The sequence below is a fragment of the Pseudomonas sp. GW822-FHT03F08 genome (assembly GCF_058801265.1).
Genome location: NZ_JBXANC010000007.1, coordinates 108,460 through 122,848 on the forward strand (window position 1 = coordinate 108,460; position 14,389 = coordinate 122,848).

17 protein-coding genes are annotated in these 14,389 nt (G+C 61.8%); all 17 read left to right on the forward strand.

All coding sequences use genetic code 11. The features are described from left to right. Nucleotides 1-2: 2 nt before the first annotated feature. The 17 genes from AC1RME_RS18690 to AC1RME_RS18770 all read left to right on the forward strand — a co-directional run bounded on the left by AC1RME_RS18690 (nucleotide 3) and on the right by AC1RME_RS18770 (nucleotide 14,378). Nucleotides 3-1,031 (forward strand): phage late control D family protein, encoded by a 1,029-nt coding sequence (locus AC1RME_RS18690; protein ID WP_493091616.1) that lies wholly within the window; start codon nucleotides 3-5, stop codon nucleotides 1,029-1,031. Between the two features lie 62 nt (nucleotides 1,032-1,093). Further along, entirely contained in the window at nucleotides 1,094-1,675 is a 582-nt protein-coding gene (locus AC1RME_RS18695) for a phage tail terminator protein (RefSeq protein ID WP_493091617.1), read from the forward strand. Then, on the forward strand, nucleotides 1,672-1,851 hold the full coding sequence (locus tag AC1RME_RS18700) for a DUF2635 domain-containing protein (RefSeq protein ID WP_007954893.1): 180 nt from the start codon (nucleotides 1,672-1,674) through the stop codon (nucleotides 1,849-1,851). The genes AC1RME_RS18695 and AC1RME_RS18700 overlap by 4 nt, the downstream gene beginning before the upstream one ends. After that, complete coding sequence (locus tag AC1RME_RS18705) at nucleotides 1,851-3,347, forward strand: phage tail sheath subtilisin-like domain-containing protein (RefSeq protein WP_493091618.1); 1,497 nt, start codon at nucleotides 1,851-1,853, stop codon at nucleotides 3,345-3,347. The genes AC1RME_RS18700 and AC1RME_RS18705 overlap by 1 nt, the downstream gene beginning before the upstream one ends. 67 nt (nucleotides 3,348-3,414) lie before the next feature. Further along, nucleotides 3,415-3,762 carry a phage tail tube protein gene (locus tag AC1RME_RS18710; RefSeq protein WP_007908779.1) on the forward strand — a complete coding sequence of 116 codons (348 nt, stop codon included), beginning with the start codon at nucleotides 3,415-3,417 and terminating at the stop codon, nucleotides 3,760-3,762. After that, a complete protein-coding gene (locus tag AC1RME_RS18715; RefSeq protein ID WP_003222226.1) occupies nucleotides 3,759-4,055 on the forward strand; it encodes a phage tail assembly protein in 297 nt (98 codons plus the stop codon). Before AC1RME_RS18710 ends, AC1RME_RS18715 begins: the two co-directional genes overlap by 4 nt. Nucleotides 4,056-4,185: 130 nt before the next feature. Beyond that, on the forward strand, nucleotides 4,186-6,084 hold the full coding sequence (locus AC1RME_RS18720; protein WP_493071709.1) for a phage tail protein: 1,899 nt from the start codon (nucleotides 4,186-4,188) through the stop codon (nucleotides 6,082-6,084). Further along, nucleotides 6,071-7,306, forward strand: coding sequence for a DNA circularization protein (locus AC1RME_RS18725; protein WP_493091619.1), 1,236 nt, complete (start codon nucleotides 6,071-6,073; stop codon nucleotides 7,304-7,306). Before AC1RME_RS18720 ends, AC1RME_RS18725 begins: the two co-directional genes overlap by 14 nt. Nucleotides 7,307-7,309: 3 nt before the next feature. Continuing rightward, nucleotides 7,310-8,335 carry a phage baseplate assembly protein gene (locus tag AC1RME_RS18730; RefSeq protein ID WP_493091620.1) on the forward strand — a complete coding sequence of 342 codons (1,026 nt, stop codon included), beginning with the start codon at nucleotides 7,310-7,312 and terminating at the stop codon, nucleotides 8,333-8,335. Between the two features lie 46 nt (nucleotides 8,336-8,381). Next, nucleotides 8,382-8,891: a phage baseplate assembly protein V gene (locus AC1RME_RS18735; protein ID WP_192559925.1), complete on the forward strand. Its 510-nt coding sequence runs from the start codon at nucleotides 8,382-8,384 to the stop codon at nucleotides 8,889-8,891. Beyond that, complete coding sequence (locus AC1RME_RS18740) at nucleotides 8,891-9,289, forward strand: phage GP46 family protein (protein WP_096819584.1); 399 nt, start codon at nucleotides 8,891-8,893, stop codon at nucleotides 9,287-9,289. The genes AC1RME_RS18735 and AC1RME_RS18740 overlap by 1 nt, the downstream gene beginning before the upstream one ends. Then, entirely contained in the window at nucleotides 9,279-10,322 is a 1,044-nt protein-coding gene (locus AC1RME_RS18745; protein WP_096819583.1) for a baseplate J/gp47 family protein, read from the forward strand. The genes AC1RME_RS18740 and AC1RME_RS18745 overlap by 11 nt, the downstream gene beginning before the upstream one ends. Beyond that, a complete protein-coding gene (locus AC1RME_RS18750) occupies nucleotides 10,310-10,909 on the forward strand; it encodes a YmfQ family protein (protein WP_096819582.1) in 600 nt (199 codons plus the stop codon). Before AC1RME_RS18745 ends, AC1RME_RS18750 begins: the two co-directional genes overlap by 13 nt. Nucleotides 10,910-10,920: 11 nt before the next feature. Beyond that, nucleotides 10,921-12,072, forward strand: coding sequence for a phage tail protein (locus AC1RME_RS18755; RefSeq protein ID WP_493065376.1), 1,152 nt, complete (start codon nucleotides 10,921-10,923; stop codon nucleotides 12,070-12,072). Beyond that, entirely contained in the window at nucleotides 12,069-12,584 is a 516-nt protein-coding gene (locus AC1RME_RS18760) for a phage tail protein (protein WP_493091621.1), read from the forward strand. The genes AC1RME_RS18755 and AC1RME_RS18760 overlap by 4 nt, the downstream gene beginning before the upstream one ends. Before the next feature lie 140 nt (nucleotides 12,585-12,724). Then, nucleotides 12,725-13,804: a phage tail protein gene (locus tag AC1RME_RS18765; RefSeq protein ID WP_192559928.1), complete on the forward strand. Its 1,080-nt coding sequence runs from the start codon at nucleotides 12,725-12,727 to the stop codon at nucleotides 13,802-13,804. A 7-nt stretch (nucleotides 13,805-13,811) separates the two neighbouring features. Beyond that, nucleotides 13,812-14,378, forward strand: a complete 567-nt coding sequence (locus AC1RME_RS18770) for a tail fiber assembly protein (protein WP_192559929.1) — start codon at nucleotides 13,812-13,814, stop codon at nucleotides 14,376-14,378. Nucleotides 14,379-14,389: the final 11 nt, after the last annotated feature.

The following is a 14,389-nucleotide window of genomic DNA, read 5'->3' on the forward strand; positions in this document are numbered from 1 at the left end:
GCATGGCACAGGGATTCACGCCGACGATTGAAATCTACGGGGCCCACGAGGCCCTGCTGAATCAGCGCCTGATCAGTTGGGAACACATTGATGCCGCCGGAATGGAGTCCGATCAACTGACGCTGGTGATTGACCTGGAAGGTCTTGAAGGCTTGCCGACCCTGGGTGGAACAGTCGGTCTGCGGGTTGGCTATCGGGAGTCCGGGCTGGTCGAAAAGGGCCAGTTCAGGATCACTCGACTGACACCGACGCTGTTTCCGCTGCGCCTGACGCTGGTCGCTACGGCCGCGCCTTTCAGTGGCAAGGACGAGACCGGATTCAGGGAGAGGCGCACGGCCAGCCACGGGCCCACAACCCTTGGTGCACTGTTTGGCAAACTGGTCTCGCCGCACGGTTTTTCGCCGCGCGTCGATCCCGAACTGGCGTTGATCAGGATCGCCCATGTCGACCAGTCGAACGAAACCGACATGAGCTTCATCACGCGAATGGCGCGCAAATACGACGCGGTTGCCAAACCGGTCAACGAACTCTACGTATTGGCGAAACCGGCGCAGCTCAAAAACTTTTCAGGCCAGGTGATACCGGACGTCAGGCTGTCGGTAACCAGCAACAATCGGCCGGGCGATCACGCCTTCATCAGCGCTACGCTGGAAGAGACCGCTCGTACCCAGAACCAGGGTTGCAAGACCAGCTTCTGGGACGATGCTCTTGGCAAGCTGCGGGAGGTGATCACCGGTTCCGAGCCTTACAAGGTCATTCGCCAGAAACTGGCCAATGAGGAAGAAGCCAAAACCATTGGCGAAGCCGAAGTGCGCAAGATGCTGCGCGAGAAATACACGCTGAAGGTCACATGCCCGGGTGATCCGCTGCTGGTGGCCGAAGGCCTGTTGGTGCTCGATGACACCTGGCCGGACTTCATGCGCGGCCGCTGGTCGATTGAAAAAGTCACCGCCAGTGGCAAGCGCGAAGAAAGCTATCGCTGCCTGATCGAAGCGAAGGGCCTGGATCCCGAGGCAAAAGCCAAGGACTGATCCACCCGACCTCTCAGCCACATACATCACCGTGGCCACTCACTAATCCTGGAACGCTCCCCATGAAGATCTCCCCGATCCTCACGCAGCTGCGTGCGCAATGCCCAAGCCCTGGCCATATCTCGACAGGTGTCGACCTGGCGCTTCTGCAAGGCAACCCGAATCTGCCGATGCCCTCGGCCCACGTTTTACCGCTGGCCGATCTGGCCAGCGCCAGCACCGCACAGAACTCTGCCAGCCAACCGATCCGCGACCGCTTCGAAATCATCCTGGTGCTTGATGCCACGGACGCCACAAAAGCGCTGGATCTGTTGCACGACCTGCGCGCCGAAGTGTGGCGGGCGCTGGTGGGTTTCAAGCCCGGTTCCGACTACAGCGCCATCGTTTATGACGGCGGCGAAACGGTCTCGATCAACAGCAGCCGTGCGTTCTACCGGCTGCGCTTTTTTGCCGAGTTCCAGCTGGGCCGCAATCTGCCAAGTCAGCCTGCGGAGAGTTGGCACGAACGTGAACTGGACGGTTTGTCGTCCTTTACCGGGGTCACCGTGCGGGTCGATGCGATCGACCCGGCCGACCCCAACCTGAAACACCCGGGCCCTGACGGGCGCGTGGAAATGACTTTCTCTGGAGACGTAACCCCATGAGCAACCGCATCACCGTAGTGCCGGCCGCTGGCCGTGCCGTGCCGGACCCGGAAGCAGGCGACCTGCTGCCACTGGAAGGCCGTGAAGTGCTGGACAGCGCCTGGTGGCGCCGGCGTCTGGCCGACGGCGATATCACCCTCAAAACCGCAACAGCTAAACAAAAGGGAGCCAAATAATGGCGATCGGATTCAGCAACATTCCTGCGGACATTCGTGTACCGCTGTTCTATGCCGAAATGGACAACTCGGCCGCCAATAGCGCGTCCTCGTCCATGCGCCGCCTGATCGTGGCGCAGGTCAACGACAACATCGCTCCGAGCGAAGTTGGCAAACTGGTGCTGGTTTCCAGCGTGGCACTGGCCAAGAGCATTGGCGGCCAGGGTTCGATGCTGGCGTCCATGTACGAGACCTTCCGCAAGGCCGACCCGATCGGTGAGATCTGGTGCCTGCCGCTGCACAACGCCACCGGCGCCATCGCCAAAGGCGTGCTGACCCTGACCGGCACCGCGACTCAGGCTGGCGTGCTCAACCTGTATGTCGGCGGCGTCCGTGTACAGGCCACCGTGGTCAACGGTGCCACTGCTGCCCAGGCGGCCACCGCCCTGGCACAGAAAATCAACGCCACCGCTGATCTGCCGGTGAGCGCTGCAGCCGCTGAAGGCGTGGTAACCCTGAACGCCAAATGGACCGGTGAGAGCGGCAACGACATCAGCCTGCAATTCAATCGCCTGGGCAAGAGCAACGGCGAAGAAACCCCGGCTGGCCTGACCACCGCCATCACCGCCATGACCGGCGGTGTCGGTGTACCGGATCAAGTGGCTGCCGTTGCAGCACTGGGTGATGAGCCGTTCGAGTTCATCACGCTGCCATGGTCCGACCTGGCCACCCTCAACACCTGGCAAGCAGTGATGGACGACAGCACCGGTCGCTGGTCGTGGGCCAAGCAACTGTTCGGTCACGTCTACAGCGCCAAGCGCGGCACCGTCGGTACTCTGGTGGCAGCCGGTCAGGCTCGCAACGACCAGCACATGACCATTCAGGCGCTGGAGCCGGGCGTTCCGCAACCGGTATGGGTACAAGCTGCGGCACTGGCTGCGCGTACTTCGGTGTTCATCTCGGCCGACGCCAGCCGTCCGACCCAGAGCGGCAGCCTGCCAGGCGTCGATCCGGCACCGGCCAGCGAGCGCTTCACCCTGACCGAGCGTCAGTCGCTGCTCAACTACGGCATCGCCACCGCGTACTACGAAGGCGGTTACGTGCGCATCCAGCGCTCGATCACCACCTACCAGAAGAACGCTTACGGCCAGGCCGACAACTCGTACCTGGACAGCGAAACCATGCACCAGTCGGCGTTCATCGTGCGTCGTCTGCAAAGCGTGATCACCAGCAAATACGGTCGCCACAAACTGGCCTCCGACGGCACCCGTTTCGGCGCCGGCCAGCCGATCGTCACCCCGACGACCATTCGCGGTGAGCTGATCGCCCAGTACGCCAAGCTCGAACTGGAAGGCCACGTGGAAAACGCCGAGCTGTTCGCCGAGCACCTGATCGTCGAGCGCGACGTGCAGGACCCAAGCCGCGTGAACGTGCTGTTCCCGCCTGATTACATCAACGGTCTGCGCGTGTTCGCACTGCTCAACCAGTTCCGTCTGCAGTACGACGACGTCGCCTGATCGGCCCGTTTGACACTGTGATTTCAGCCCACCTCGCGTGGGCTTTTTATTTGAAGGGAGTAACACCATGGGTCAACTGATTGCAGGCACCTGCTACGTCAAGGTCGACGGTGCACAACTGACTATCAATGGCGGCTGCGAAGCCCCGCTGATGGCCGTCAAACGCGAAACCGTCGTGCCGGGTTTCTACAAGGAAACCGACATCGCGCCGTCGTTCAAAGTGACTGCGCTGCACACCGCCGACTTCCCGCTGAAGAAGCTGATCGAAGGCACCGACATCACCGTCACCTGCGAATTCAGCAACGGCAAAGTCTACGTGCTGGCCGGTGCCTACCTGGTCGAAGAGCCAGTCTCCAAAGGCGATGACGCCACCATCGAACTGAAATTCGAAGGCATCAAGGGGACCTGGCAATGAGCGGCGCCGTGAAGCTTCAAGTTGCGATCGAAGCTCACGGCGAGCCCCTGACCGAACTCGTCCTGCGCCGTCCGACGGTGCAGGAGGTACGAGCGATCAAGGCGCTGCCGTACAAGATCGACAAGAGCGAAGAGGTCAGCCTCGACATGGACGTGGCGGCCAAATACATCGCCGTGTGCGCCGGCATTCCGCCGTCGTCGGTCAACCAGTTGGATCTGGCTGACCTCAACGCGTTGAGCTGGGCCGTTGCGAGTTTTTTCATGAGTGCGGCGTCGGAGCCATCACCGACCTGATTTCGGTCGCCTATGACCTGGCCTGGTTCTGGAAGGTTGACCCCGAACAGATGATGGCCAGGCCACTGGATGTGCTCCGCGAATCGCTGGAGCACGCGCAACGGATCAATGCGATGCAGCAGGTGCAGTGATGGCAGACGAAGAAAAGAAAGAGAAAACCTCGGTGCTGCTGACGGGCATCGATGAACTGTCGCCCAAGCTCGGTGCCCTGCGAGTAAAGGTCGAGAGCTTCAAGAAAAACCTCGAACAGACCGGCCTCGGCAAACTGGACATCAGCGGTCTGTTCAAGGGCGGCAGCGTGATTACGCCGTTCGTGGACGGCATCAAATCGGCTGCGGCGTTTCAGGGCAAGTTGACCGAAGTCAGCGAAACGGCGAAAACCGTCGATCTGCCGGAAACACCGAAAGCCGCCGCGCAGAACATGAACGTGTTCAGTGCGTCGATGGAAAAGGTCTCCGCCGCGGTGGACGCCGCACTGGTGCCGGCCGTGGGGGCGTTGGTGGTCGGGCTGGAACCGGTGCTGACCCAGGTCGGCAGCCTGCTGGCCGACAACCCGAAACTGGTCGAAGGGCTGGCGGCGGGGGCGATTGCGTTTTCTGCCATGCAAACCGCCGTCACCGGTGCGACACAGGTGTTCGACGTGATGAGCATGGTGCTCAAGACCAATCCGATCATGCTGATCGCCATGGGCATTGCGGTGGCGGCCGGTTTGATCGTGGCCAACTGGACACCGATTTCCGCGTTCTTCACCGGATTGTGGGAGGGCGTGAAAAACGCCGGGGCGAGTGCAATGGCGACGTTGCGTTCGGTGCTCGACTGGCGGCCGCTGGAGGCACTGGCGGCGCTGTGGGAACCGGTTACGGGTTTCTTCTCGGGGATCTGGGACAAGGTCAAGGCTGTGACCGCGCCTGTGATCGACTTCTTCAAGTCGGTTTTCTCGTGGTCGCCCGCGGGCCTGATTCTGGAAAACTGGGGGCCGTTGACCGGTCTGTTTTCGGCGATCTGGGAATTGCTCAAGGCCTTGAGTGTGCCGGTGATGTCGTTCCTCAAAGGTCTGTTCGACTGGACGCCGCTGGGGATGATCATCAACAACTGGGGCGCGATCACCGGCTTCTTCGCCTCGATCTGGGCCACGTTGCAACCGGCGGCGAAAGCCATCAAGGATTTCTTCGGCACCCTGTTCGATCATTCCCCGCTGGGGATGATCATCAACAACTGGGGCGCGATCACCGGCTTCTTCGCCTCGATCTGGGCCTCGCTGCAACCGGCGGCGCAAGCCATCAAGGACTTCTTCGGCACCTTGTTCGACTACTCCCCGCTGGGGATGATCGTCAACAACTGGGGCGCCATCGTGACGTTCTTCGAACCGATCTGGGCCACGCTGCAAGCCTCGGCACAGCAGGTCAAAAGCTTCTTCCAGAGCCTGTTCGAATGGTCGCCGCTGGAGCAGATCGCGCAATACTGGCAGCCGATCAGCGAAGTGTTTTCGGCGCTGTGGGGCGTGGTGCAGGCGCTGGCCGCACCAGTGCTGGAGTTCCTGCACAACATGTTCGAATGGACACCGTTGGGGCAGATCATCAAGAACTGGGGACCGATCACCGAGTGGTTCGGCGAGTTGTGGCAAAAGCTGCAAACCGTCATCGCTCCGATCAAGGAACTGTTCGACGGTGGCTTCGCCGGACTGATCGCCAAGGTCACCGGCAAGGTTGAAACCCTGACCCAGGCGCAACGCCAGACCAATGCCGAAGGCAAGGGCGAACTGGCGCCGGCATTCTTTGGTGCCAGCCCGAAACCCGAGGGCGGCAGTGCGTTGCAGGGCGGTTCTTTGCCGCAATCCTCCAGCGCACTGATCCAGCAAAGCGCTGCCAACAACCGCACGCAGCTCGAAGGCGGTCTGACGGTGCGCTTCGAAAATGCACCGGCGGGGCTACGCACCGATCAACCGCAAACCAATCAACCGGGGCTGGCGCTCAGTTCGCGCATCGGCTATCGCTCGCTATCGGCAGGAGGTTCCAATGAACTGGCGTGACCGTTTGTTGCCGGCATCCTTTCGGGGTGTCGGCTTCTGGATCGACCAGGCGAAAACCCCGGTCGGTCGCAAGGGGCAATTGCACGAATACCCGCAACGCGACCTGCCGTTTTTCGAGGATCTCGGCCAGCAGGCCAAGACCCACGACCTGACGGCGTTCATCGTCGGTGCCGATTGCCTGGAGCAGCGCGACAAGCTGCTCCAGGCCCTGGAGCAGGGCAGCGGCGAACTGGTGCACCCGTGGCTGGGGCGCTTGCAGGTCAAGGTCGGCGAGTGCGACATGACTCACACTCGCCAGGACGGCGGGATGGTGACCTTCAGCCTGAAGTTCTACCCGGACCGGCCGCTGCCGTTTCCCACGGCGACGGTCAGCACGCAAAAAGTCCTGCTGATCAAGGCCGACGGTTTGCTCGGTTCGGCGGTGGTGCGCTTCGAACAGGCGATGACCCTGATCAAGGCGGCGCGGATCGGCATCGCCAATCTGCGCAACAGCCTGACCGGCGTGTATGACGTGATCAAGGAGCAGCTCAAACCGCTGATCGCGCAGTACAAGCAGATCACCGAACTGGTCAGGGCCGTCAAGGAGCTGCCCAAGGAAGTGGCGGCGGAGTTCAAGGGCTTGCTCGGCGATATCAAAGAGCTGAAGGAATTCGCGAAGGAGGGCTACCGTGGCGTGATTGCCGACGTGTCCCAACAACTCGAAGCCATCCGCAAGGCCGACGCACCGAAAATCACCACCGGCAAGGACACCAACGCCGCCGCGCAAGCGATGGCCAATCTGGTGCAGGACACCCTGATCGTCAAAGTCGCGCAGTGGGTTGCCTCGATGCCAGTGGCGTCGACGCCGGTGAAACTGAACTCGACCCCTTCGCTGGATCAGCAATCGAAGCAGCCGATCACTCGTCAGGAAGTGCCGGTCACCGACGATCTGCAAGCCCTGCAAAAGGAGTTGAGCGAAGCGCTGCAAAAGGCCCAGGACAAGGCCGATCCCGCGCACTACCAGGCCATCGCCGATGTGAAGGAAGCGCTGATCGCGCACCTCAAGGCTGTGGCTTCGTCCGGTGTGCGACTGGTCAGCAAAACCTTTCAGGAAACCTTTCCGGCAGTGGTCGTGGCCTACAAACAGTTTGGCGACGCCACGCGGGTGACCGAGGTCATTCAGCGCAACGGTCTGTCTCATCCGAGCTTCTCACCCAACGAAGTCAAAGTTTCCAGGGAGTGAGCCATGAACGAGACTGACAATCGCGTCACGCTGACCGTCGGCGACATGGAATACGGCGGCTGGAAAAGCGTGCAGATCACCGCGGACCTGGAGCGCCAGTTCCGCACCTTCAAACTCGACATCACCTGGCAATGGCCGGGACAGACCGTGGATCAGCGGATCAAGGCCGGCGACCCGTGCGAAGTGCGGATCGGCAAGGATCTGGTGCTCACCGGTTATGTGTTCAAGGCCCCGATCAGCTATGACGGGCGGCAGATCAGCCTGAGCATCGAAGGCAGTTCCAAGACCCAGGATCTGGTGGATTGTGCGGCGCGAAACAACCCCGGCCAATGGCAGGATCAGTCGTTGTTGAACATCGTCCAGGCCCTGGCCATGGAGTACGCGTTGATGGTGGTCAACGAAATTCCCGAGACCGCACGCCTGAGCAAGCACACGATCGTGCCAGGTGAAACGGCGTTTCAGTCGATCGACCGCTTGCTCTCGCTGTACCGGGTGTTTTCCACCGATGACGCCGAAGGCCGGCTGGTGCTCGCCAAACCGGGCAGCGGCGGTCGCGCCAGCGATGCACTGGAGCTGGGGAAGAACATTCTCTCGGCCAATGCACCGATGGATTTCAGCCAGGTGTTCTCTGAATACCGGGTGATCGGCCAGCAGAAGGGCAACGACAAGAAGAGCGGGGCATCGGTCAGCGAAGTGGAATCGGTGGCGGCCGACCTGAGCTTCAAGCGCCGGCGTACCACGATCATCAACGAAGGCTCGCAACTGACCTTCGAACTGGCCCAGCAACGGGCCCAATGGGAAAGCGCAACCCGTATGGGCCGGGCGCTGACCACCACTTATCAGGTGCAGGGCTGGCGTCAGTCCAACGGTGACCTGTGGCGTCACAACACCCTGGTGCGGGTCAAGGATCCGGTGCTCGGGTTCGATGAAGACATGCTGATTTCCAAGGTGACGTACTCGTTGTCGGCGCAAGGCTCGGTGACCACCCTGCAAGTGGCGCCGCCGCATACCTTCGACGCCAATCCTTAGCCGCCGAAAAAAACCTGAGCCCGACCCCGCCCTCCAAGGAAACCCTATGAGCCTACTGACACGCCTGCTGGCGCGCGGCACTGTCGTGCTCGCCAGTTCGGCCTCCAAGCTGCAATCGCTGCAAATGCGCCTCACCGCCGGTGAAGTGAACGACGACATGGAGCACTTCGAACCCTACGGTTTCACCAGCCATCCGCTGGCCGGTGCCGAAGGCGTCGTCACGTTTCTGGGCGGTGATCGTTCCCACGCCATTGCCCTGGTGGTCGCCGACCGCCGTTATCGCCTGCAATCGCTGGCGGCCGGCGAAGTGGCGATCTACACCGACGAAGGCGACAAAATTCACTTCAAGCGCGGGCGGATCATCGACATCGAAACCTCCACCCTCAACATCCGCGCCAGCACCGCCGTGAACTTCGAGACGCCGGTGATCAACCAGACCGGCAAGATCGTTTCCAAAGGCGATCAGATGGCTGGCGGCATCAGCCAGATCAAGCACGTGCACGTTGGCGTGCAGGCGGGCAGCGGCCAGACCGGCGCGCCGGCGGGAGGTCAGTGATGCTTTTCAGTCAGAACCTTCACGCCGCGCTGACCCGTTCAGTGCTGATCAGCCTGTTCTCCTGGCGCCGTGCGGCCGACGACGATGCCCTCGACGACGAGGAGCGTTACGGCTGGTGGGGCGACACCTTTCCGACCGTAGCCGACGACCGCATCGGTTCGCGGTTGTGGCTGCTGCGCCGGGTCAAGCTGACCCGACAGACCCAGATGGACGCCGAGTTTTATGCCCGCGAAGCCTTGCAGTGGCTGATCGACGACGGCCATTGCAGCGCCATCGACATCATCAGCGAACGCCTCGACGCCCAGCGCCTGAACCTGCGTACGGTCCTGACCCTGGCCGACGGCGAACGTCTGGACATCAACCCCGATAACAGTTGGCAGGTGATCTATGCCGTTTGAAACCCCTTCGCTGCCGGTGCTGATCAAGCGCACCCAAAGCGACCTGGCCGGCGATTCGCTGCGCCAGTCCGATGCGCAAGTCCTGGCCCGCACACTCGGCGGTGCCGCTTATGGCCTGTACGGCTACCTCGACTGGATTGCCGAGCAGATCCTGCCCGATACCGCCGATGAATCCACCCTGGAACGCATCGCCGCGCTGCGCCTGAACCAGCCGCGCAAACCGGCACAGGTCGCCACCGGCAACGTCAGCTTCAACGCGACGGCGGGCGCGGTGCTGGACGTCGATACGTTGCTGCAGTCGAGCGACGGTCGCACCTTCAAAGTCACCGCCGCGCGTACCACCGTCAATGGCGTCAACAGCACCTCCATCGCCGCGCTTGATGCCGGCAGCCTGGGCAATGCCGAGGCCGGTCTGGCGCTGACGCCGGTGCAGCCGATCACCGGTGTGGTCGGCAACAGCTTTGTGGTGCTGGCGCCGGGGCTCAACGGCGGGGTGGCGCGGGAAAGTCTGGAGTCGCTGCGCTCGCGGGTGATCCGCTCCTATCGCGTCATCCCCCACGGCGGTTCGGCCAGCGACTACGAGACCTGGGCGCTGGAAGTGCCGGGCGTGACGCGCGCCTGGTGCCGTGGCGGCTTTCTCGGGCCGGGCACCGTGGGCGTCTACATCATGCGTGACGACGACCCGCAACCGGTGCCGAATGCGGATCAACTGGCCGAAGTACAGGCTTACATCGAGCCGCTGCGCCCGGTGACCGCTGAAGTGCATGTGCTCCCGCCGGTGCAGAAACCGGTGACCTATCAACTGAAGCTGACGCCCGATACCACCGCGGTGCGCGCCGCTGTCGAAACCCAGTTGCGCGACCTGCACAACCGCGAGGCTGACCTCGGCGCGGATCTGTTGATCAGCCATATCCGCGAAGCGATCAGCAGCGCGGCGGGTGAAACCGATCACGTGCTTTCGGCCCCGGTGGCGAACGTCGCGGCAGGCGACAGCGAACTGCTCACCTTCGGAGGTTGCGTATGGGGGGCATAAGAACCGCCGCGCAATACCAGGCGCAATTGCGTGCCTTGCTGCCTTCGGGACCTGCGTGGGATCCGGAGCGAGTGCCGGAACTCGATGAAGTGCTGCAAGGCGTCGCCGTCGAACTGGCACGCCTCGACGCCCGCGCGGCCGACCTGCTCAACGAGATGGACCCGGCCGGTGTCAGCGAACTGGTGCCGGACTGGGAACAGGTGATGAACCTGCCAGACCCGTGCCTGGGCGCCACACCGCTGTTCGACGACCGTCGCCTCGCTGTACGCCGCCGCTTGTTGGCGGTCGGCAGCCAGGCCGTCGGCTACTACCTGGAAATCGCCAAAAGCCAGGGTTACCCCAACGCCACCATCACCGAGCTTGAAGCCCCGCGTATGGGTCGTTCGCGTTTCGGCGCCGCGCACTGGGGCACCTGGGAAGCGCAGTTCATGTGGACGCTCAACACCGGCGGCCGCCTGCTGCTCGGTCGGCGTTTCGGTGCGAGTTACTGGGGTGAGCGCTTCGGCGTGAACCCGGGCTCGGCGCTCGAATGCATGATCCATCGGGCAGCACCGGCGCACACCAAGGTGCACATCAATTATGACTAGGGAATAACGCAATGGATTATCCGAAGAGTGTGCCCAGCGCCGGTCTGGTGAATGGGAAATTTGTCGATGAAAACCCGCTGACCGGAACGCCGGGATCGTTGATTCCGGCGGACTGGGGCAACAGTGTCACGCAGGAAATTCTCAGCGTGATCAAGGCCGGGGATCTGACCCCGGACGAGAAGAAATACGATCAGTTGTTGCAGGCGATTCAGACGGTGACGGCCAAGGGCTGGAATCTGGATTCGGCGTTGCCGATCGGGTCTTTGCCTGCGGCAACCGTGGCCACAGCGGACGGGCGTCTGGCGGTGACGCCAGCCGCGGTGTCGACCAGTGGCGGCCGAGTATCGATCCCGGCAGGCGTATTGGTCAGCCTCGGACAGGAAGTCGTGGCAGGGCAGTTGGGGCGTTCGCGTACGTTCACCACTCAGGCCTGGAGCAGTGCCGACCTGCTGCCGAGTTCGGGTTACTTTCTGCGCGCTCAGGTGATTGGCGGTGCGCTGACCTTTTACATGCAGCGCGGCACAGTCTATGACGCGACACCGGAAGGTTTGAAGGGCACGGTAAATGGCGCAGCGGGTGGTGGCTTCCAGTCGACGCCGCTGGATATCTGTCTGGCCTGGGTTGTCACCGCCGGACCCGGTTCGGTGCCGACTGTCAGGCTGATCTACAACCGAAGCCGGTTGTCGTGGACGCAGACGGTCAATGGCAATGGAGTGGTGTATCTGCCGCTGGATCCACATGCGCGAGCGGCGCGTCTGGTGGTGGGCAATCCCACGCCGCACCCGACCGGCATCACCAGTGTGAACTTCGCGCCGGGCGGATGGCTGGGTGGCAACTATTGCTTCCTCAACCCGACCGTGGGCACCTCCAGCAACTGGGATGGCTGGGCAACGGCCGGCGGCGCCGCGCTTATTTTCTCCAGCAACGTGGTCAGCGATACGACGGTTTCGACATTGACCGCCAGCTTCGACCATAACGAATTGCGCTCACTGTGGCAGGCGTATCAGGCCGAACATACCTGGGGCGCGGGCAATGCCGCCAGTGACGAATTGCTGTTCAGCATGGGGCTCAAGAGCGTCGGTCCGGCCGATTACGCCAGCGGCATCGCGGTCAACTTTGCCGCCGCCGTCAATGTGAATTTTTCCTGGGAGTTGATCCGATGATCATCATTCATGAACTGCATCAGTTCGAGGAAGGCTTGCGTCCTGCACAACCCTCCACCGCACATGTCTGGGATGGCGAGAAGTGGGAGCTGAGTGACGACAGAGTCGCCGCACTGCAGCAGGAAGAAACCGAACGATTGTGCGTCAATCTCGATGCAGTCGCCGACAGCGCACGCACCGCACTGGCCGGTGACCCGCTCAAAGCCCTCGAGTACGCCCAGGCGGCGGTCGACGCTCAGGCCTATCAGGACGCCGGTTACCCGAAAAAGGACGTGCCGTTGTCCGTTGCTGCCTGGGTAGCCAAGGGCAGGTCGGCCAAACAGTCGGCCGAGCAGATCCTCGACAAGGCTGCCCAACTCAGCGAGAACCTGCTGACCCTGCGGACCGTGCGCCTGAAAGCCAAGACCCAGATCCGTGCGTACGCGAGCAAAAGCCAGATGGATCAGGCTCGCGCTGCCGCCGATGAGGCGCTGCAGGCCATTCGTCAGTTGACGGCCACCCCGGCTCCGTAATCGCCATCCGCTTCACCCAAGCCCACTTTGTTGTGGGCTTTTTATTTTCAGGAACAGAAGCGTTTGCGCCCGCCGTTGAGCAAGCCAAAAGCCCGCGTGCAGCCACGTTTCATTTGTCATTCAAGAGGAACGAACATCCAATGGATTATCCAAAGAGCGTCCCCAGCGTCGGCCTGGTCGACGGCCGCTTCGTCGATGAAAACCCGGTGGCGGGAACGCCCGGGTCGTTGATACCTGCGGTGTGGGGCAACAGCGTTACACAAGAGATCGTCAACGTGATCGCTGGCGCCGGGATGACCGCCGCCGAGGCTGATACAGGGCAGTTGTTCAAGGCAATTCAGTCGATTGTCGGCAACGCCAGCCCGATGCGTTCGGTGGTGACGCGGCTGGCAGCCTCCAAAGCTCTGACCGAACAGGAGCTTGGCCTTGTGCTCATCGACGGCAGCCCGGCAGCCACCACAGTGACCCTGCCGGCAGCCAGCATCGGTCTGGGCGTGCGTGACGTTATCGTTCGCCGCGTCGACAACAGTGGCAATCGACTGGTTGTTCAGACGTCCGGTACTGACCGTATCCGCTTTCATACACACCTTTCGTCCAATGGTTACCCCTTTCTGGTGTTGATGGGCAATGGCGACTGGTGGCATCTGCGCAGTGATGCAGCGGGTAACTGGTGGCCGGTGGGACGCCTGGACGGCTCGTCAGTGGGGCACATTGCCTTCGAGACCACGCTTTCCGTTTTGCCCGGTGGCTATGCCGCTTTGAATGGCTCGTTACTCAGCCGAACGGAGTGGCCGTGGCTCTGGGATCACGCGCAACAGTCCGGCATGTTGCGTTCCGAAGCCGATCGCGCCGGTGCATGGTCCTCTGGGGATGGAGCCACAAATTTCCGCTTGCCAGAAGCCCGTGGCGAGTTCCTGCGGGTACTGTCTGAAGGCGGTTTGATCGATCCGGGACGTGTACCGGGGTCTTGGCAAAAAGGCTCGCTGGTCCAGGGCGACAATGGCGTGGGCGACAATATTCTGTTCGCAACAAACATCATTTCCCAGAAAGCCCTGCTGGGGTTCGACATGGGCAATTACACCGATTACGCGGGCTCCACGGTCAAATACATCACCCCTTCTGAAACCGTTTCGCCGATTTCGGACGCAGATCTTTTGAATCATGGCGGTATCACCCGTCCCCGAAACATTGCCTATCCGGGCCGGATCAAACTTATCTGAGGTGCTCATGTTTAATTATCTGTTCGATCATGTGGGCTGCCTGTCCGGTCCCGTTGAATTTGCCGAGACGCCTGGACTTGGCGTTCAGTTGCCCAGCAATTCAGTGCAATTGCCTTTCGAATTGCCATCGCCTGGAAATGGCCGTGTCTGGGTTCTGGTGAACGGAGTTCCTCGTGAGGTGAGCGATCACCGGGGAGTGGTTCACAGGAAGGACAGCGGTGCGATACAGATCTGGGTTGAACCAGGTGAGTTACCGGATGACCTTACTGCCGATGTCTGGCCAGGAGAGGGATATATCTGGAATGGTCAAGCGTGGATGCTCGATGAAACGGCCCACCTGTCCGCGATCAAGTCTGGCCTTATCGACAAGCGCGACACGCTGCTGCGCGACGCCGTCCTGCGCATCGCCCCCCTGCAATACGCCGAAGACATCGGCGATGCCAGCCACGAAGAAGAGCTGCAACTGCTCGAGTGGAAGCTCTACAGCGTCGAGCTGAACCGAATCGAAAAGCAGACCGGTTTCCCGGAAGAAATCACTTGGCCGGCTGTGCCCGGCACAACCGTCACCAGCTGATTGCAGCACAG